General features: G+C 43.8%; 19 protein-coding genes and 2 tRNA genes. 4 read left to right on the top strand and 17 right to left on the bottom strand.

Annotated features, from left to right (window positions below; all coding sequences use genetic code 11):
- Positions 1 to 15 precede the first annotated feature (15 nt).
- From VQ00_RS00670 to VQ00_RS18365, 7 genes are all read right to left on the bottom strand, one after another.
- Positions 16 to 1197 (bottom strand): phosphoglycerate kinase, encoded by a 1182-nt coding sequence (locus VQ00_RS00670; RefSeq protein WP_046178215.1) that lies wholly within the window; start codon positions 1195 to 1197, stop codon positions 16 to 18.
- Between the two features lie 418 nt (positions 1198 to 1615).
- Positions 1616 to 2623 carry a type I glyceraldehyde-3-phosphate dehydrogenase gene (gap, locus tag VQ00_RS00665; RefSeq protein ID WP_046178214.1) on the bottom strand — a complete coding sequence of 336 codons (1008 nt, stop codon included), beginning with the start codon at positions 2621 to 2623 and terminating at the stop codon, positions 1616 to 1618.
- A gap of 68 nt (positions 2624 to 2691) precedes the next feature.
- Complete coding sequence (locus VQ00_RS00660) at positions 2692 to 3720, bottom strand: sugar-binding transcriptional regulator (RefSeq protein WP_046178213.1); 1029 nt, start codon at positions 3718 to 3720, stop codon at positions 2692 to 2694.
- Positions 3721 to 3874: 154 nt separating this feature from the next.
- Positions 3875 to 4138 (bottom strand): glutaredoxin family protein, encoded by a 264-nt coding sequence (locus VQ00_RS00655; RefSeq protein ID WP_245617981.1) that lies wholly within the window; start codon positions 4136 to 4138, stop codon positions 3875 to 3877.
- Positions 4131 to 5462: an RNA polymerase factor sigma-54 gene (rpoN, locus tag VQ00_RS00650; RefSeq protein WP_245617979.1), complete on the bottom strand. Its 1332-nt coding sequence runs from the start codon at positions 5460 to 5462 to the stop codon at positions 4131 to 4133. Before rpoN ends, VQ00_RS00655 begins: the two co-directional genes overlap by 8 nt.
- A gap of 320 nt (positions 5463 to 5782) precedes the next feature.
- Complete coding sequence (gene clpP / locus VQ00_RS00645; protein ID WP_046178212.1) at positions 5783 to 6388, bottom strand: ATP-dependent Clp endopeptidase proteolytic subunit ClpP; 606 nt, start codon at positions 6386 to 6388, stop codon at positions 5783 to 5785.
- A gap of 65 nt (positions 6389 to 6453) precedes the next feature.
- Positions 6454 to 6609: a hypothetical protein gene (locus VQ00_RS18365; RefSeq protein ID WP_156153936.1), complete on the bottom strand. Its 156-nt coding sequence runs from the start codon at positions 6607 to 6609 to the stop codon at positions 6454 to 6456.
- Here VQ00_RS18365 and VQ00_RS00640 point away from each other — a divergent pair.
- Together VQ00_RS00640 and VQ00_RS00635 are read left to right on the top strand one after the other, a co-directional pair.
- Positions 6610 to 6681 (top strand) — tRNA-Arg (locus VQ00_RS00640).
- A 117-nt stretch (positions 6682 to 6798) separates the two neighbouring features.
- Complete coding sequence (locus VQ00_RS00635) at positions 6799 to 7182, top strand: hypothetical protein (RefSeq protein ID WP_046178211.1); 384 nt, start codon at positions 6799 to 6801, stop codon at positions 7180 to 7182.
- Between the two features lie 698 nt (positions 7183 to 7880).
- On the opposite strand, the gene VQ00_RS17570 is transcribed toward VQ00_RS00635, so the two are convergent.
- Both VQ00_RS17570 and VQ00_RS00625 read right to left on the bottom strand, forming a co-directional pair.
- Positions 7881 to 8255: a hypothetical protein gene (locus tag VQ00_RS17570; protein WP_156153935.1), complete on the bottom strand. Its 375-nt coding sequence runs from the start codon at positions 8253 to 8255 to the stop codon at positions 7881 to 7883.
- Between the two features lie 341 nt (positions 8256 to 8596).
- A complete protein-coding gene (locus VQ00_RS00625; protein WP_046178210.1) occupies positions 8597 to 8977 on the bottom strand; it encodes a hypothetical protein in 381 nt (126 codons plus the stop codon).
- Between the two features lie 1203 nt (positions 8978 to 10180).
- On the opposite strand from VQ00_RS00625, the gene VQ00_RS00620 reads away from it, so the two are divergent.
- A tRNA-Arg gene (locus VQ00_RS00620) sits at positions 10181 to 10252 on the top strand.
- Between the two features lie 110 nt (positions 10253 to 10362).
- On the opposite strand, the gene VQ00_RS18360 is transcribed toward VQ00_RS00620, so the two are convergent.
- A complete protein-coding gene (locus tag VQ00_RS18360) occupies positions 10363 to 10527 on the bottom strand; it encodes a hypothetical protein (protein ID WP_156153934.1) in 165 nt (54 codons plus the stop codon).
- Positions 10528 to 10895: 368 nt separating this feature from the next.
- Between VQ00_RS18360 and VQ00_RS17880 the strand changes: the two genes are divergently transcribed.
- On the top strand, positions 10896 to 11003 hold the full coding sequence (locus tag VQ00_RS17880) for a YjcZ family sporulation protein (protein ID WP_082091410.1): 108 nt from the start codon (positions 10896 to 10898) through the stop codon (positions 11001 to 11003).
- A gap of 927 nt (positions 11004 to 11930) precedes the next feature.
- Here the strand turns inward: VQ00_RS17880 and VQ00_RS00615 are convergent.
- The 7 genes from VQ00_RS00615 to VQ00_RS00585 all read right to left on the bottom strand — a co-directional run bounded on the left by VQ00_RS00615 (position 11931) and on the right by VQ00_RS00585 (position 18663).
- The gene (locus tag VQ00_RS00615) at positions 11931 to 12194 is read right to left on the bottom strand and encodes an HPr family phosphocarrier protein (protein WP_046178209.1); all 264 of its coding nucleotides are present in this window, start codon (positions 12192 to 12194) and stop codon (positions 11931 to 11933) included.
- 18 nt (positions 12195 to 12212) lie between these two features.
- Entirely contained in the window at positions 12213 to 13166 is a 954-nt protein-coding gene (whiA, locus tag VQ00_RS00610; protein ID WP_046178870.1) for a DNA-binding protein WhiA, read from the bottom strand.
- Positions 13167 to 13194: 28 nt separating this feature from the next.
- Positions 13195 to 14163 (bottom strand): gluconeogenesis factor YvcK family protein, encoded by a 969-nt coding sequence (locus VQ00_RS00605; RefSeq protein WP_046178208.1) that lies wholly within the window; start codon positions 14161 to 14163, stop codon positions 13195 to 13197.
- Positions 14160 to 15041 carry an RNase adapter RapZ gene (gene rapZ, locus VQ00_RS00600; RefSeq protein WP_052728243.1) on the bottom strand — a complete coding sequence of 294 codons (882 nt, stop codon included), beginning with the start codon at positions 15039 to 15041 and terminating at the stop codon, positions 14160 to 14162. The genes VQ00_RS00605 and rapZ overlap by 4 nt, the downstream gene beginning before the upstream one ends.
- 22 nt (positions 15042 to 15063) lie before the next feature.
- Positions 15064 to 15522, bottom strand: coding sequence for an NUDIX hydrolase (locus VQ00_RS00595; protein ID WP_046178206.1), 459 nt, complete (start codon positions 15520 to 15522; stop codon positions 15064 to 15066).
- Between the two features lie 575 nt (positions 15523 to 16097).
- Entirely contained in the window at positions 16098 to 17051 is a 954-nt protein-coding gene (trxB, locus tag VQ00_RS00590; RefSeq protein WP_046178205.1) for a thioredoxin-disulfide reductase, read from the bottom strand.
- Between the two features lie 100 nt (positions 17052 to 17151).
- Entirely contained in the window at positions 17152 to 18663 is a 1512-nt protein-coding gene (locus VQ00_RS00585) for a tetratricopeptide repeat protein (RefSeq protein ID WP_046178204.1), read from the bottom strand.
- Positions 18664 to 18729: the final 66 nt, after the last annotated feature.

Genomic DNA, 18729 nt, shown 5'->3' with positions numbered 1-18729 from the left:
CTTCAACTCTATAAATTACTTGTCGTCCAGTGCTGTTACGCCCGGAAGTTCTTTGCCTTCCATAAACTCAAGACTTGCACCGCCGCCAGTCGAAATGTGACTCATTTTGTCTGCCAGGTTAAATTTCTCAACAGCTGCCGCTGAATCGCCGCCGCCGATGACAGAATATGCACCTGAATCAGCCAGTGCCTGTGCGACACCTTTTGTGCCGTTTGCGAACTTATCTAGTTCAAATACACCCATTGGGCCATTCCAGATCACAAGCTTCGAATTTTTAATTGTTTCTGCGTACAATTCGATTGTTTTCGGACCAATATCAAGTGCTTCCCAGTCAGCCGGGATTTCATTGATTGGCACAATTTTTGTATTGGCATGCTCGCCAAAATCGTCTGCTACTGTGACATCAACTGGCATTAAAAATTTAACGCCTTTGTCTTCGGCTTTTTTCATAAATTGCTTAGCAAGATCAATTTTATCTTCTTCAAGAAGTGATTTACCGACTTCATGACCAAGAGCTTTTACAAATGTGTACGCAAGTCCGCCGCCAATGATTAAGTTATCTACTTTATCAAGAAGATGGTCGATTACACCGATTTTATCTTTTACTTTCGCACCGCCGATAATGGCCGTGAAAGGACGTTCCGGATTAGACAATGCTTTACCGAGTACATCCAATTCTTTTTGCACTAAAAATCCGGATGCCGATGGAAGAAACTTCGCAATCCCTTCTGTTGATGCATGCGCACGGTGAGCTGCACCGAATGCATCATTAACATATACATCAGCAAGTGACGCGAATTCTTTCGCAAGCTTTTCGTCGTTTTTTTCTTCGCCCGGATAAAAACGAACGTTTTCAAGAAGAAGAACGCCGCCTTCATTTAATTCGGCAATTGCACCTTTAACACTTTCACCATAGGCTTCATCTGTTTTCGTAACCGACTGGCCAAGCAGTTTTTCTAAACGCTTGCCCGCAGCTGTCAAACGCATTTCTTCATTTACTTCGCCTTTTGGACGGCCAAGGTGGCTTGCTAAAATCACTTTCGCGCCTTGCTCAGACAAATATTGAATCGTTGGAAGTGCTGCGCGGATGCGTGTATCATCCGTCACTTCCCCATCTTTCATCGGCACATTGAAATCAACACGGCAAAAAACGCGTTTCCCTTTCAAATCCAGATCTTTAATCGTTTTCTTGTTCATGTAAAAGACCTCCATATCGTTAGTTGAAAAGCGGAAGCGGCTTGCCCAGGCTCGACAAGCACAAGGGGCAGATCAAAAGCTAAAAGCGCGACGTCCTGTCGCAATGCTTTCGTGACCTACATCCTCTAGCCCTAGAGCCTAGCCGCTGCAGCTAGACACAAATGAAAAGCGGAGAGCGTTTGTTTAGAGGCGACAGGCACAAGAGTCGGAACACAAGCTAAAAACGCGACGTCCTGTCGCAACGCTTTCGTGACCTGCATCCTGCAGCCCCCGAGCCTCTAACGCCCACAGCCAGACATAATGGAACAGACAAAAAAAGGGGAGCAGGGATTGTATCCCGCTCCCCGTTTCACCTTTTCATTATAGATGGTGAACTGTTGATTTCCAAGTTATAGCCTGAAAAACAGCGTGTTTTTAATTAAAGACCTTTTGCTGCGATGTATTGAACAAGGTCAACAACGCGGTTTGAATAGCCATTCTCATTATCATACCAAGAAAGAACTTTTACCATGTTGCCTTCCATTACCATTGTCGAAAGAGCATCGATCGTTGAAGAAGCTGTTGTGCCGTTGTAGTCAGTTGATACAAGCGGAAGCTCAGTGTAAGCAAGAATGCCTTTCATATCGCCTTCTGATGCTGCTTTGAAAGATGCATTGATTTGCTCAGCTGTTACATTCTCTTTAAGTTCAACAACAAGGTCAACAACAGATACGTTTGGTGTTGGAACACGCATTGCCATACCATTCAATTTGCCTTTTAGTTCAGGAAGCACTAGAGAAACGGCTTTCGCTGCACCAGTTGAAGTTGGGATGATGTTTTCTGCTGCTGCACGTGCACGACGGTAGTCAGAGTGCGGCAAGTCAAGAATTTGCTGGTCATTTGTGTAAGAGTGAACAGTTGTCATCATACCACGTACGATGCCATACTCGTCGTTCAATACTTTTGCAAATGGAGCCAGGCAGTTTGTTGTACAAGATGCATTTGAGATAACCTGGTGGTTGGCTGCATCGTATTTATCTTCATTAACACCCATAACAATTGTGATATCTTCATCAGATGCAGGAGCAGAGATGATGACTTTTTTCGCGCCGCCTTCAAGGTGTTTCGCAGCGTCTGCACGTTTTGTGAAACGGCCAGTTGATTCAACAACTACTTCAGCTCCGTTTGCTCCCCAAGGAATTTGCGCTGGATCGCGTTCAGCTGTTACTTTTACGCGTTCGCCGTTTACAACGATTGTATCGCCGTCAACTGTTACATCTGCGTCAAGTGTGCCGTGAACTGTATCGTATTTCAAAAGGTGTGCAAGCATGTTTGCATCTGTAAGGTCGTTGATTGCTACAACATCAACTTCCGGATTTTTAAGTGCTGCGCGGAATACGTTACGTCCAATACGTCCAAAACCATTAATACCAATTTTTACTGTCATGAGTGTTTCCTCCTTGAAATTGTTTATCAAACCGTCAGTCCATTTTGAACTGCCGGATGTTCGCGTTGTTATTGTGCTTCAAGTAATTCCCGTGCGGCTGCTTCATCTGTCACAAGAATATCAAGCTTCGGTGACCCGTTTAAATAAGAACGAATCGCTTTCCCTTTTGATGCACCGCCTGCTGCCGCAATGACGACTTTTGCATGCTGTAAATCTTCCAGTTTCAAGCCGATTGTCGATAATTTTTGAATCACTTCGCCTTCCTTGTTGAAATAGTAGCCAAATGCTTCTGCTACCGCTTCACTTTGTTCCAGCAATGAAAGTTCCGCTTCAGGTGTTTTTCGGCGTTTCGCCATCGAAATCGCATTCCCGACACCATGAAGCACGATGTCTGCCGATTGGATCATACTGACAGCTTCTTGGATGGCCGGCTCTTGAAGAAGGGATTCGCGTACATCCGGGCTAATTCGCTCCGGTGCGTACAAAACACGGTGCGTGCCATTTGTATTGTGTGCCATTAATGCGGCGACGGTATTTGCTTCATTGCGGACGTCGTCGCCAATTCCGCCTCGTGCCGGCACAAATAATACGTGTTTTCCTTCTGCAAAATCCGGTTTCATCGTCCGTGCCGCTTCCGCCATTGTTGAGCCGCCTGTCACAGCGATGATAGTCTTTCCGCTAAGATGGCTCTTTATGCGGCTTGCGCACGCTTCACCGATTGCTTTTTTCACGAATGCCGATTCATCACAATTACCAGGGATAATAACAGCTTCTGATAGGTTGTAGCGAGCCTTTAGTTCTTCCACCATTGAATCAATGCCTTTTAATTCAAGCATTAACTCTTCCAGCTCTCTCACCACATCCATACCCGTTTCCGTTAGTTTCATGCCTGATGCGCTAAAATCGAGCAATCCGCGTTCTTTTAAAAACTCCGCTTCGCTTCTAACAACGCGCTCTGTCATGCTCAGTGACTGGGCAAGTGTACGTCTTCCAGCCGTCCCGGCAATCCTGACCGCTTGCAAAAGGCGATAGCGTTTTTGCATGATGTCAAGCAGGTCCGGTACGAGCTGCTGTTGAATATTTAAAATCGGTTTCATATCCCGCGCTCCTCTTCGGTCTTTTGGGTTTAATTTCGTCCCAAGCAAAACATTAAACGTCCCACCTGGTCGAAAAAAATTTTTCCCTGCTTACAAATTCATTGTAGCAGGGCGTTATTTAAAAATCAACGAAAAGAGACCGTTATTTTTTAAATTATTTGTTAACTTTTTGTTTAAGTTTCATGAAGATGGATACATAATCAGCGCGGCCATACGCGATCATTTCCCCAGCCGCTTCTACAACAGGAATCATTAATCCGTATTTCTCAGTCCACTCATCATTCTCTTCAATATTCCGCTCAAGTACCGTCAGGCTGAACTCTTCAGCAACCATGTCTACAACTGCTTTTGCTTCGTCACATAAGTGACAGCCCGGTCTTGTGTAAAAATAAACGTCCATTTTTTCTCCTTCATTCATACCGTTTTCGCTTTGATGAAGACGGGATGTTTAATTGTTCCCTGTATTTTGCGACCGTTCTTCTTGAAACAGCCATCCCTTTTTCAAGAAGAACAGAACAAATTGCCTGATCCGATAGCGGCTTCCGTTTATCTTCCGCTGAGACGAGCGTTTGAATACAGATTTTTACTTGATTCGAGGAAGTTGCTTCGCCTGTTTCTTGTGAAGCGGTCATGCCAGATGGGAAAAAGGATTTTAATTCATACATGCCATACGGCGTCTGCATATATTTTCCACGCACTGTCCGGCTTACTGTAGACTCATGAATGGATAACTCATCCGCGATTTCCTTCATCGTCAGCGGCTGCAGCGAGCCCGGTCCGTGAAAGAAAAAGCTGCGCTGCTTTTCAACGATTTTCAAGCCGACGCGCTGAATCGTTTGCTGGCGCTGCTCAAGACTTCTCATCAGCCATTGGTAATCTTTTTCTTTTTCTTTCACGAAACGCTTCACTTCTTTATCGGCATACGAAGCCATTTCATTAAAGTACTTCTTTTCAAATACCACTTTTGGCAAATCCTCATCAAGCAAGTGCACTTCGATAAAATCCCCTGCAAGCGTCACTAACACGTCAGGACGCACATAGCAGGAAGAGCTATGCTGAAACGAAGCACCTGGTTTCGGATTTAACGTTTTAATAAAATCAGCTGCCTGCTGAATCTCTTTCAGCTCAACACCCAGTTGTTTCGCGAGCGGCTTCCACGTTTTATTGGCAAATTCGGTAAAATGATGGCGAAGAATGACTTCTGCTAAAAACGGGGCGTCCAAACGCCGCTCAACCTGCAAAATCAGACATTCCTGCAAGTCAAAAGCGCCAATGCCCGCCGGCTCCATCCACTTGATCATATTCATGACTGTCCTAACCTCTGCTTCACTTTCCCTAAGCAGGCAGGCCGCTTCCGAGCTGCCAATTGTCATATAGCCATTTTCGTCCATATTATTCAACAGAAAATCAAGGACGCCCTTTTGCTCGTCGGACAGTTTCTTTAACTGAAACTGAGTGTGTACGTAATCAGTTATTGTATAAGAGGAATCGGCAATATGCTCGACCCAGTTTTTGTCATCAGACGGTCTAGACACTGAATGAGAACGCTCTTTTTTATGAAGCGCTTTCAAATCAGGCGCTTCCAATTGGATAAACGGGTTTTCGACGGCTTTCGTTTCCAAAAACGCTGCCAGCTCCTGCGCCGAATATTGAAGCAGTGTAATCGCCTGGGTCAATTCCTGTGTCATGGCGAGCTTCATCGTTTGCTGCTGCCAGAGCCCCGGTTTCATCTGCATGTTCATCACATCTCCCCCTCACTGTTATTATACAGTTTGGCTTAAGAAAAGCGCAAGACGCCTGGTTATCAGCGACAAGCATAAGACGAGCACTGGCGGAGGCGTTTTTTGCCTCCAGAAGGGCTTGGCTTAGAGCAAAAGCTAAGTCCGCAACTTCCTGTTGCCGCGCTTTAAAACTGCCACGTCCTGTGGCATTCGCCCGACTAGATCATCCAGATCGTCGTCGCAACGCTTTTGTGACTCACATCCTGTGAGCCCTCGAGCTGATGGTGTCTGGATCTGGACAGCAAGAAAAAAAGACCCGCTGCCGCAGGTCTTTTCATAAATTACTTTTCTTCTTTTAGAGTCGCTTGGCTTCGCGTAATGATATTATCAACAAGACCGTACTCTTTTGCACGTTCCGCTGTCATAAAGTTGTCGCGATCTGTGTCGCGCGAAATCACTTCAAGCGGCTGGCCTGTACGCTCAGACAAGATGCCATTCAATTTTTCACGAAGGAATAAAATGCGTTTTGCGGCGATTTCAATTTCAGTCGCCTGCCCTTGCGCTCCGCCAAGCGGCTGGTGAATCATGACTTCACTGTTCGGAAGCGCATAACGTTTGCCTTTTGTACCGGCTGCAAGCAGGAATGCACCCATTGAAGCAGCCATCCCGATGCAGATTGTCTGTACGTCCGGCTTGATAAATTGCATCGTATCGTAAATCGCCATACCAGCTGTAATACTGCCGCCCGGGCTGTTAATATAAATGGAGATATCTTTTTCCGGATTTTCTGCTTCAAGAAATAAAAGCTGGGCAACGATCGAGTTCGCCACATTATCATCAATGCCGCTTCCAAGCATAATGATGCGGTCTTTCAACAAACGGGAATAAATGTCATACGCGCGCTCACCGCGGTTTGTCTGCTCAATAACTGTAGGAATTAAATTCATACTGTGGTTCCTCCTTATAAATAACTGTATTGTTTAACCATCATACAATTCATGGTCAATGAAGGTCAAACATTATGCTTTCTTCTTTGTACGTTTTCTTCTCTTTCTTGCAAAAATCCTGCTAAACAGGCCCCTTTTTCTTTCTGTGAATATTTTTTCAAATGTCTATTGCTTTTCTCTCCAGCTTCCTCTATAATTTTAAATTGTACTGTAAAGCGCATGTCCTCGTGGTGCAACGGATAGCACGCAAGCCTCCGAAGCTTGAAATGCAGGTTCGATTCCTGCCGAGGACATAATTTGATAGGATAAACGGTCTCTACGTTATTTATACGTAGGGACTTTTTTGTGTATTTTACGGTATTCCACTACCCCGCTACGCCTCCGCTAAAACGGCGAGGAGGCCATCCGCAATGAAAAGACGCAGCAATACGGTCAATGAAAAGACCACCGCAGCACTCCGTAAACCCAGCCGCACGATCAATTCACGGCTGCGGGCATTGCGTACGTTTTTCGCCTACTGCATAAGTAAAGGCATCACGGCGTCTCATCCCGTTCAGAATATCGTTAACTTAAAAGTACGACATGAAGTCGGAGCCACATTTAGCCGTCAGCAACTTCAGCGTTTGCTTGACACTCCTAAAACGGATACCTTTTCCGGCCTGCGTGATCTTGCCGTTATGACAACGTTCGCACATACAGGCATCCGGCTGAAAGAGGTATTCTCGATACGGACTTTTTATTCGTTAGTGTCGATAATGCGCCGATTGGGGGGCGCACGATTCAGTATCAATTGAAATATTACGGAAAGATCAGCGGTGTTGGCAACTATGTCAGCGTCAGCCCTCACGCTTTCCGTCGCTATAAAACAATTCCAGCGCCTTGATTGACGGAATGCCGTTAATTCAAATACATTCCTCGCATAAATGTACAAGCACCTTCCTACTTATTGCATCTACTAAAATAGGGGGTGATTAATTTTGACACTAAGACAATTTCGATGCTGTATTTATCAAAACAATATTACAGGTCGTTTTTCAACTCAATGTCTTCCGATTCAAGGTAAGCAGGAAATAGTATGTCCACCGAGACAAATCTACACCGTTATAACTGGTTTTACAAGTTCGAACCAAAATACTTGTGAAATTTGCAGACAAATCGCTAGGAGACTTTATGAGATAAACGACAAACTTAATGAAATGGAGAATAATCAAGGTTGCTCAGAGTGTTAAGAAATTTTCTTAAGGATCCAAACGGATCCTTTTTTTATAAATTCAACAGATCCAAATAAATAAAAAACGCGGAGCAGCCGAAGCCACCCCGCAATTAAACGCCCAACCTCCCCCCCCCCCCGTCACACCAACGTTCGATGCGCGAGAATACGATTCCTCCTTCAAATCTCGTAATTGGTCCATTCGTTAAGCAACCGACGCATCCGGCTCGACGGGATGTAAACTTTAATCGGCTCGCCGTTCCGTATCCTTGACCGCCACAATCACTGCAGCATGTCAGAAAGCGCAAGTAAATCCTGGTTCACTGTAACGCCCTGGTCTTGAAAGAACGACTTCTCATGCTGTGTCATAAAGCGGCTGTATGCGTATATCAACACTGACCGATCTGCAAAATCGTTTGTGGCGCGGATATTATTGGACAGAAAACCCTTGCTATAGCCCCTTCCTTGAAGGTCAAACCAGTATGTCGTCCACAGCACGTCCTTTGACTTTGCGTCTGTAACTCGCCGGACATACGAATAGATGCTTTTTTGAATAGCTTTTAATTCATCCGGAGTACGCCGATCCATCCAGTTACGCGAAAATGAAAAATAGGGTTCTCCATGAAGGTTGTGGTCGCCTTCGTACAGGTCGATCAAGCACATTAGTTCCGAACGTTAATAAGAACGTTCGATAATAATATTGCGGAAGGTTGAAGCCCGTTATTGGCTGAAACCGACGCCTTGCGTAAGCAAGTGCACTTCTGTATAACGGCAATTATCCGCCACGTTGCCGCGTGACTTTTTCGCCTTACACCGTATTTGTTGCGCGAGTTTCCGATCAACACATTTTTTCGCGAACTTTTTTCGCCTTCTATTACGTATGTAACGAAAACTACTATCGACTCGACACTTTTGGCGAAAATAATTCGAAAAACTTTCGCCACAACGCAAAAAAGGCGCCGGAACGCACCCAGGCGCCGGGCTTTTTGTGTGCATGATCAATATCCAGAATAAAAGTTAGTATCCGTAATTATGTCTCCATTTGGATTAATAGTTATTTCATTCTTAATTACTAATGTAAAACCTGGTGCAGGATCTTCAGAAATTACTTTATTCATTGCTACAACCTCGGCTGCCTCTATTTCTCGAGGGTTTAGATTTATAATTTCACTGGCAATCCCCGCAAAAAAATATTTATTTCCCATATTTCCAGTACCTTGACCTTGTACCGCTTGGTAGAAAAGGAGTTGTTCTAGTCCTTCAGGATTCGATCCTTCCATAAACCAATTCAATACTATTCCTCTAAAAGTAATGGATTCGTCATTATAAGGGTTTAAAATCTCTAATGACATGGTAATTTCCTCAAAAAAATTATCCATTTATTTACCTCCTTTCCTTATACTATGGCAAAGAAGGAAAGCAGCTTAATTCAATTAACTATTTTCAAATATTTTTAAATAATTGATAGAAACCCGCTAAAATCGCTCCGAGCTGACTTTTTTATGTTTTTACGCAACATACGGGCCAGCGCAAATACGGACGAAAAAAGCCGACGGCATATAACCGTTCGGCTTCTTCGCATTGCTTATAAACGGAAGTCTTTTAATGAGTCCGCGATCTCGTCGTCATTGATTCCGATATATCTTTTCGTTATGCGTGGCGACGCATGACCGAATATCTCTGTCAGTGTAGCTGCGTCTTTAGTGCGCTTGTAATAGTGGTAGCATACTAAAGCGATCCAGCCACGCATATATTGATTAGGCAATGACATTATCGATTCTCGCCCTCCAACTGCATGTTCGTTTGAAAGAGTAGCTATCGCCGCCGCGCAGCTACTCTTTCATGTTTCTAATAAGGATACATAAAATAGATGAGAAAATGCCTGGTTACTCATATAACTCTCCGGATACCTAATCAAGCGGTCTTATCGTGCGTATTTGCGGATAATTGGCGCCCTGTATACGGAAGCATTATCATTGTGATTCGGATTTAGGATGTACTAAAACGAGCCAGCCGTGCATATATTGATTTGTCTTCTCCTAATGGCACTATTTTCAAGCGTCGCTATCACGATAGGTAGCTGCGCTCTTTTCACGTTTCTAACACGGATACATACAATAGTTCAGACGGGCAGACGGTATTATTAGTTACACCCACAACCATCGAATATCTAATTCAAGTGGCCGCTGCACAAGGGCCGCTTTTTTTATAGACGGTTTATTCTTCTTCGCAGCGGGTAACGTTTAATATGCGGCACAATTTACCACTCGCACATTTTGCACATTTCCTTTTATTGCTACGGACCCCCGTGGCTTTTTTTATGCATTTTCGCTCATCGGTCACCGTAAATTCACCGTTTAATTCGCGTCTCGATTCGCCTACAACCTACTTGTAAACGTTAATTTCCGCCGTGGTTACGCTTATGACGGGTGCTTAAAGAAACGATATAAAGTAAATTGACAAACGAACTCTACATCGATTACTATGAAATGGAAAAGAGGCGTTCGGGACGAATACCGCGAAACGCCTGCGGATAAAACAACGTAGAGGCCTGCGGAATTTAGGCGAATCCTTATCGTTATGTCCTCGTGGTGCAACGGATAGCACGCAAGCCTCCGAAGCTTGAAATGCAGGTTCGATTCCTGCCGAGGACATTACCACAACTCGATACGTTAAGTTTAAAAATCCCTGATGCCCTTAATACGGCTTCGGGGATTTTTTATGTAGTCTCTTCGGCTTTTCTTATTGCGGCCGGCCAAAATGTTTAGCCTCCCTCCTTTTCTTTTTCTGCTTGGTATTCTTCAGCGGTTACTCGTTTTATCCCGTACCCGGACATCATAAAGACGTGAGCTGCCATGTCGAAATTCTGTCCTTCTCCATGAAAAGTTGCAACAACTTTATCTCCGTTGATGACGAATCCATATTTCACACTCTCCACTCCTTTCGTGAATACTCACGCTGCCCGTTTATCACATCTTTACAGCCTTTCAACTTCCCGGCTTGATTGCTATGCGTTCTTGATGCAAAAACGAGCGTCAAATGAGCAGAAAAGCAATAGGAACACCATGCTTGCCAGACAACTGATTAATATGATTGAGAAGTGCCTGGTACTTCACACTTCAATTTTCAACCGCTTGTTCTGTAATAATTGTAACCCTCTTTCATTTCTTTGTTTTACAAATCAGAAGAATTGTTGTCCTCATCCTCCTGCCGATAATACTTTTTTATTTTGATAGAAACATTCGTACAAGATTTGTTTGTATTTTTTCATACTATATGTAGAAGGAGGTGAAAATTATGAGTTCCCAATACGGTGGTGGATACGGATCTAGCTTTGCGCTAATTGTTGTATTGTTTATTCTTTTAATCATCATTGGCGCATCTTTCATGGGTGGCGGATACTGATAGTTATCAAAAGATTGTCTCTAAGACCCTTTTGAATTAATCTAGCTTTTGCTTTAACCATCCATCTAATATTGAGCGGCTGTATAAAGTATGTACAGCCGCTTTTTTAATTCAATTTTTGACCACTAAACAAAACTGTTTATTTTTCTTTATACAGGGTAAATTAAATTTTGTTTAAATGATGATACATATTAGTGTGGAGGTTTTCTCGATATGTCCTCAAACGAACTTTTTACATGGATAATTTTAACGATTTTAGAAATCACCCTTCTTTATCCACTGGTTTCCTGGTTAATAAAATTAAAATGGTTTTCGGAATCCGACTATGAGTTTTCACAAAAGAACAGTCAAAAGCTCAACAGAAGGAATAAACGGTTTAATTAAAGCGCTCCTGGCGCTTTTTTTGCTCTTTCCCTGCTATTCCTGCTCACTAGTTTCTGTTTCTCACTATATCCCTGCCCACTTGCAAGATGTTTTAACTTATTACAGGGTGGGTATTTAAAATTTGATCTATTTGATTAGACTTATTATTCTGGAGGCCGCTCACCATGTTATCAATAGAACTTTTTATCTTCATAGTGTTAATAATTTTAGAAGTCAGCTTATTTTTTTTATTAGGCTCCATGTTAAAAAAATTAAACTTATTTTCGAAATCGGAATATAAATATAAGTCTTCAAAAATAGTTAAATAAATGAAAAGATGTGTTTCTGAGCTTAAAGAGAAAAAACTTAAAGTCGGGACATTGGGTTGAAAGGATAAAAAAGATCCCTGCCGAGGACGTCCTTAATCACTAAAGGCTTCAAGTGATCTCTATCGGCTGGGGATTTTCTTTTTAACGGAAAGTCCTGCACGTGAACACAAAATTTTCATCTTACTGAATATAAACAGCGCCCTGCCAAATACGGCAGGGCGCTTCTCTATTAATATTAGCTCCATTCTTCCCGTTCAATGAGTGACGCCATTGTCTCAACGGCTTCTTCACTGTCGCGGCCTTCTGCGCTGATCGTTACTTCTTCTCCATTGCTGAGCGCGATGCTCATAATACCCATAATGCTTTTTGCATTAATTTTTTTGTTGTCTTTTTTAAGAAAAATTTCTGAATTAAACCGAGTTGCTTCCTGTACAAATAGTGCGGCTGGTCTTGCCTGTAAGCCCGATTTTAATTGTACCTGTACTGTTTTTTCCGCCATGTCTGCCACGTCCTTTCCTTATTTTTCCACAGATGCCATTTCTCCGACTCGAATTTTATCTGCAATTTCATCTATTTTACGCAGGCGATGATTGATGCCTGATTTACTGATCGCCGTGCCTGAAACCATTTCTCCGAGTTCTTTCAAGGTGACATCTTGATGCAGAACACGAAGCTCTGCAATTTCACGCAGCCGGTCTGGCAATATGCCCAGACCCACCGTTTGATCAATGAATTTTATATTTTCGACCTGGCGCAACGCCGCGCCGATCGTTTTATTCAAATTTGCTGTTTCGCAATTCACAAGCCGGTTAACGGAGTTTCTCATGTCCCGGACAATCCGGACGTCTTCAAAGCGCATAAGCGCGCTATGGGCTCCAGTAATACTAAAGAAATCAGAAATTTTTTCCGCTTCTTTTAAATACGTAATAAATCCTTTTTTCCGTTCCAGCGATTTTGCATTTAATCCAAATGTATTCATTAATGCACACAATGCTTCATTGTGCTCCTCGTATAAGGAGAACACTTCTAAATGATACGAAGATGTTTCCGGATTGTTGACGGAACCGCCTGCTAAAAATGCTCCGCGCAAGTATGCACGCCGGCAGCATTTTTTTGCTGTAATCCGGTCAGAAATGTGATGGACAAATGAAAACCCATCTTCAATTATGCCAAGGTCATCCAGTATTTTCTGTGCATCCTCTTTTAACCGGACAATATATACATTGTTTTTTTTCAAACGCATTTTTTTACGGACAAGCAGTTCAACAGCCGCTTCGTAATTTCGTTTAATTAACACGTAAATACGCCGGGCAATCGCTGCATTTTCCGTTTGGATATTCACGACAAGCAGCCGGTTTGAAAACGACAGGGAGCCGTTCATTCGAATGAGTGCGGACAATTCTGCTTTGGCACAGCATCCGCTCGTTTCAATCGTGGTCAGTTCTTTTTTTGTTTCTGATGCAAAAGACACCATCAGCCACTCCTCTCATGATGTCCGCTTACCGTTTCGGGATGAGGCGCACTAATATTTCGGCTACTTTGGCCGTATCATGACGGATTGCAGATTGCTCGTATGTAAGAATGTCATCAAAGATTGCATTCAAACCGAGGCTCTTTAGCTTATCCACATCATAAACGACCGGTTTTGCCATTTCTTCTTTGTACAGCTCCTGTATGTCAACCGGAACAGGCTCTTTGTTTACTAAAATTGTATCCATAAACGAACATTTCATATGGTCATAAATGGCTTTAACATGGTCTGATGCAGTGAAATCAAGCGTTTCGCCCGCCTGCGTCATTAAATTGCAAATATACACTTTTTTTGCGCTTGCTGCACATACTTCTTCGCCAATACCAGGCACGAGCAAATTCGGCAAAATGCTCGTATACAAGCTGCCGGGACCGAGAATAATCATATCCGCTTCCCGAATTGATCGTATCGTCTCTGGAAGCGGTTCAATTTTATCCGGTGTTAAAAATACGCGGCGAATCTTTTTGCCGGAGTATGGAATTTTCGACTCTCCGGAAACAACGGATCCATCTTCCATTTCCGCATGAAGCACAACGCTCTGATTCGCAGCCGGGAGCACTTTCCCCCGGACATTCAGCACCCGGCTCATTTCCTGAATGGCATGCCCGAAATCGCCTGTAATCGAGGAAAGAGCCGCAATCATTAAGTTGCCAAGCGCATGACCGGATAATTCATTATTTGTTGAAAAACGATGCTGAAACAATGATTCAACGAGCGGTTCTACGTCTGAAAGCGCAGCGAGTACGTTGCGAATATCGCCGGGCGGCGGGATATTTAATTCGGTTCGAAGCCTTCCGGAGCTGCCGCCGTCATCCGCTACTGTGACAATCGCGGTGAGGTCAATTGGATGACGTTTCAATCCCCGAAGCAGCACAGACAGTCCCGTTCCTCCGCCAATAATGACAACTTTTGGCTGCTGTGATTGTAGCGGTGTCATGCCTTGTCTGCCTTTCGTTTATCAATATCACGGTGAGTCACGCGTGTTTTGTAATCGTCTTTAAAATAGTTCGCCAAATACTCGGATAAGGCGACAGAACGATGCTGGCCGCCCGTACAGCCAATCGCAATGACGAGCTGCGATTTGCCTTCCATTTTGTAATGAGGCATCATAAATGTCAGCAAATCTGTTACTTTTTCTAAAAACTTTTGCGTATCGTTCCATTTCATTACATACTCGGAAACATCTGAATCAAGTCCCGTCCGTGGACGCATATGCTCGATATAATGAGGATTTGGCAAAAACCGGACATCAAACACAAGATCTGCATCAATGGGCAGCCCATGCTTAAAACCGAAAGACATAACATTCACAGTAAACGAAGCCTGCTTATTTGGCGAAAATTCGCGCATAATATTTTCACGCAAATCTTTCGGCTTCATTTTTGACGTATTTAAAATCATATTGGCGCGTCCGCGCAAATCATTTAAAAGTTCACGCTCCTGATGAATGCCGTCAAGCGGGCGATCATCGCGCGACAGCGGATGCGTGCGCCGTGTTTCCTTATACCGGCGCACCAGCACTTCATCTTCCGCATCTAAAAAAAGGACACGAGGTGCCGTATTAAGCGTTTCAGCCGCTTCATCCAGCGCTGTTTGCAAATGATCAAAAAATTCGCGGCCGCGCATATCCATCACAATCGCTACTTTTTTCAGTTTTTGCCCGGAATCTTTCATGAGCGCCAAAAAAGGCTGCAAAAGCGTCGGCGGCAAATTATCCATACAGTAAAAGCCAAGATCTTCAAAACTTTGAACGGCTACCGTTTTACCGGCTCCGGACATACCTGTGATAATTACAAGCTGCACATCATTCGCCATGATCATTCCCCTTTCTCTCCATTCAGCTTGGGTCGAGTCGATATGAAATTAATTCGAATTCAGGTGTGTAGGTAAATGCCCCGTAGAGCAGTCCTGTTCCATGCACCATATATTCAAGCAGATGACGGTCGCCTTCCGCCATCGGAAGTTCTTTTAATTCTTCAATCGGCTTCCAATACAAATCGCCTTCCCGCGTTTCAGAAAGCGGACTGCCGTCTGCCTGATCGGCAAAAAACGTAAACATCATCCATTCATTCATTACTTTTTCGCCGTCTTTAATAATAAATGTAAAAATTCCTTTTACGTTCGGGTTTCGCAAGTACAGGCCTGTTTCTTCCCGATATTCCCGAATCACTGCATCCCGCACTGATTCACCCGGCTCCATTTTCCCGCCAGGTGCTACCCACCAGTTACGGCGCGGCTTTTGCATTAAAAGCACCTGTCCATCCTTCATTAATACACAATTTGTGACACGCTGCACAATAACACCCCCGTCAAACTGCCAACAGATATTTCTTTTATTATAAAGGTACGCCGAAAGAAGTTCAACGCTGCCGGGTGTTTTTTTAGGATTAAAGGCTAAGAACGCGGCATCGTGCCGCAACGCCTTTATGACTCACATTCTGTGAGCCCAAGCGGAAACGGCCGTTCAGCTCCGACAGGCATAAGGCGAACTTTCGAAGTGGCGCTTTTTGCCACATAGACAATCAGACTTATGTCCTCGAACCGTTGGCGCCCGGAGCTGAACAATGTTAACCCATATTTCTTCCGATAAGACCGGTAAAAGCAAGAAGTGATTGATAAACAAAACGATCTGACCGATAAAAAACATTTATCGGTCAGATCAAGTCTTTTACCGATCGAATGAAGAGTTTTATCAGTTACTTTTGCTGTTCATCAAATATTATTCAATCAGAATAGCTGTATACTCATAAAAAAGGGACTGCCTCATACCGAGACAGTCCTGTGTAAAAAAAGCTGCAGGGGGCAGTTTGATTACCCTCTTACTATACCACCCGCATATTTCAAAACGATGACGAGAACGTAAAATTATGATTACGCTTTAACACCGAGTTCTTCTTTTAATTCTTCAATAAAGTGCTGGGCCGCCTGGGCCGCAATGCTTCCATCGCCTGTCGCTGTAACGATTTGGCGAAGCATTTTTTCACGCACATCGCCAGCTGCATAAATACCTGGGATTTTGGTTTCCATTTTTTCATTGGTTACGATATAGCCTTCATCATTTGTAATCCCAAGGTCAAGGAACGGTTTTGTTAACGGCACCATGCCAATGTAGATAAACACACCGTCAGCCGGAAATTCGCGCTCTTCACCGTTTTCAGTTGAAATGAGTGTCACACTGCCGACTTTGCCGTCTTTTTCTTTGATTTCTTTTAGGGTATGGCTCCAAATAAAGTCCACTTTGTCATTTGCAAACGCACGGTCCTGCAAAATCTTTTGCGCACGCAGCTCGTCGCGACGATGAACGATTGTTACCTTTTTCGCAAAACGGGTTAAATAAACGCCTTCTTCAACAGCAGAATCTCCACCGCCGACAACAACAAGATCTTTTTCCTTAAAGAACGCGCCGTCGCAAACCGCGCAATACGATACACCGCGTCCGCCAAGTTCATTTTCACCCTGGACGCCGATTTTTTTATACTGGGCACCTGTAGTGATGATGATCGCACGCGCTTTGTATTGCTTGGATCCGGCATTAATCGTTTTATATTCTTTGCCTTCTGTAATCGATTTAATGTCTCCATATGCATATTCCGCACCGAATTTCTTTGCATGATCGAACATTTTTGTCGAAAGTTCAGGACCTAAAATGTGCTCATAGCCCGGATAATTTTCTACTTCTTCCGTGTTCGCCATCTGCCCGCCCGGCACGCCGCGCTCAATCATTAAAGTTGAAAGATTGGCACGAGATGTATAAACAGCCGCCGTCATTCCGGCAGGTCCGGCACCGATAATGATTACGTCATAAATTTTTTCTTCAGCCGTCATAGTCAATTCTCCTTTATGGTCAAAATTAATACCCTTAATCGTATATTCGAGATGATACTTTTATCGTACTGAATTTCATTCATTCCGTCTATTATTCTGCTCAAAGAAGATGCTCGCGAATAAATTTCGCATATTTTTGCACCGTAGAAACGGAGACGCTATATTTTTCCCCGGCTTCTGTTTGGCTAAACGGTTCATTGCGAAGTTTCCGCCATACATATTCCACCGCTGCCGCAAGACCGGCCGGCTTCGACAAGTTCGCTTTTTGATACTGAAGCTCAAGAAAAATCGAAAACCACATAAGAAACAGTCCTGCTTCTTGCTGGCCAAGCGGCCGAAAGTGTCGATACAAAACGAGCGCCGTTTCGTGCGCAAGGCGTGTGTTCATTTCCATTAAAAGCGAGCTGTCCACCGGCATGCCAAGAATATCAGCCATATAAATTTTTTCATGCGGCTGCAATTGATCAATATCGCAAAAGTCCGGATGGGTCATTACTTCTTTATGGTCGCTGGCAAGCGATAACAAAAAAAGCCCAAATAACCGTTCTTCATCGCGTTCTCCGTTTAAATAGCCGACGATGACTTCCGGATTTCGCTCAATTTCGCTTTTATCTTTTCCGGAACCCCACGGCTCGAGCCCTTCTTTTTCCGGGTTGTCCCGGAGCACTTTTTTCCAGACGGATCGTGCTGTTTGCGGCCGCCCGGTATGATGTGCTGCGTACGACAGCCAGTAATAAAAGCCCGCTTCTCCTTCAAACCCGCTTTTTTGCAGCTTTTTCAGCCAGCGGTATGCATCTTCATACCGTCCGATTAACGCAAATGTCGCACCAATTTTAAATTGCTGATCTGGAATAAGCGGCTGGATTTTTACCAATTGATCCGCTAAATCAGCAAGCGGCTCCTGCTTTTTTTCGTAAAAATAAAACACAATCTTGTTGCAGATCGCATGCAGGTTGCCAGAGTTGCGCTCCAGTACATCTTCAAGTACACCATGTGCTTTTTCCGACTGACCAAGGTAAAAATAAGCCAGTGCCAAATTATTGTAAGCAGCCCAAAAATCAGGATATTTTTTCACTGTTTCTTCAAGATGAACAGCGGCCTTTGCAAAATTGCCGCTTTCAAGCAAATACCGCGACTCTTCCTGCATTTCTATCATATCGTCCTGCTCAGACAAATCGTCAAACGCTTCTTCACTGTCAAGCGTAATTAAATCTAGCAGATCTTCGGCATCTTCTTTATATTCGCCTTGCTCGTCCAAGTCCAAATACATCTGTGTATGGCGGAACGCTTCTTTAAACGAACCGAGATGCGCGTAGTTGTTGGCAAGAAAATAATGGCACTCTGTCATATGCGGATCGAGATCGTCGAGTACAAAATGAAGCAGGCCGTTTGACTGTTCATAATGTCCAAGCTCCGTTTCTACGATCGCCAGCTGGCAGGCGATAATCGGTTCCAGCGGCTCTAGGTCCATTGCGCGCGAAAGATATTTTTTCGCTTTCGGCAGCTCTCTTTTTTCGAGTGCCTTCATTCCTTTTTTATAATAAAACTCTCCTGTCGGAAAAAATGAGACAACATTCTCTTTTTGTTTCCGGCGCATTGAGTCATTTCCCATGAAAATCCTCCGTACGTTCTATATGATTAACTTATGTAGTATAGCATACGTATCGGAAGAAAAACA

The sequence above is a fragment of the Domibacillus tundrae genome (assembly GCF_000970675.1).
Lineage (GTDB): Bacteria > Bacillota > Bacilli > Bacillales > Domibacillaceae > Domibacillus > Domibacillus tundrae.
Note: the sequence above shows the minus strand (reverse complement) of the source record. Positions and strands in the feature narration are given on the sequence as shown.

Bases quoted from the DNA above. Each gene is read 5' to 3' on its own strand.
- VQ00_RS00670 (WP_046178215.1), bottom strand. From the start codon at position 1,197: ATGAACAAGAAAACGATTAAAGATCTGGATTTGAAAGGGAAACGCGTT.
- gap (WP_046178214.1), bottom strand. From the start codon at position 2,623: ATGACAGTAAAAATTGGTATTAATGGTTTTGGACGTATTGGACGTAAC.
- VQ00_RS00660 (WP_046178213.1), bottom strand. From the start codon at position 3,720: ATGAAACCGATTTTAAATATTCAACAGCAGCTCGTACCGGACCTGCTT.
- VQ00_RS00655 (WP_245617981.1), bottom strand. From the start codon at position 4,138: ATGAATGAAGGAGAAAAAATGGACGTTTATTTTTACACAAGACCGGGC.
- rpoN (WP_245617979.1), bottom strand. From the start codon at position 5,462: ATGAACATGCAGATGAAACCGGGGCTCTGGCAGCAGCAAACGATGAAG.
- clpP (WP_046178212.1), bottom strand. From the start codon at position 6,388: ATGAATTTAATTCCTACAGTTATTGAGCAGACAAACCGCGGTGAGCGC.
- VQ00_RS18365 (WP_156153936.1), bottom strand. From the start codon at position 6,609: ATGCGCTTTACAGTACAATTTAAAATTATAGAGGAAGCTGGAGAGAAA.
- VQ00_RS00635 (WP_046178211.1), top strand. From the start codon at position 6,799: ATGAAAAGACGCAGCAATACGGTCAATGAAAAGACCACCGCAGCACTC.
- VQ00_RS00625 (WP_046178210.1), bottom strand. From the start codon at position 8,977: ATGGATAATTTTTTTGAGGAAATTACCATGTCATTAGAGATTTTAAAC.
- VQ00_RS17880 (WP_082091410.1), top strand. From the start codon at position 10,896: ATGAGTTCCCAATACGGTGGTGGATACGGATCTAGCTTTGCGCTAATT.
- VQ00_RS00615 (WP_046178209.1), bottom strand. From the start codon at position 12,194: ATGGCGGAAAAAACAGTACAGGTACAATTAAAATCGGGCTTACAGGCA.
- VQ00_RS00605 (WP_046178208.1), bottom strand. From the start codon at position 14,163: ATGACACCGCTACAATCACAGCAGCCAAAAGTTGTCATTATTGGCGGA.
- rapZ (WP_052728243.1), bottom strand. From the start codon at position 15,041: ATGGCGAATGATGTGCAGCTTGTAATTATCACAGGTATGTCCGGAGCC.
- trxB (WP_046178205.1), bottom strand. From the start codon at position 17,051: ATGACGGCTGAAGAAAAAATTTATGACGTAATCATTATCGGTGCCGGA.
- VQ00_RS00585 (WP_046178204.1), bottom strand. From the start codon at position 18,663: ATGGGAAATGACTCAATGCGCCGGAAACAAAAAGAGAATGTTGTCTCA.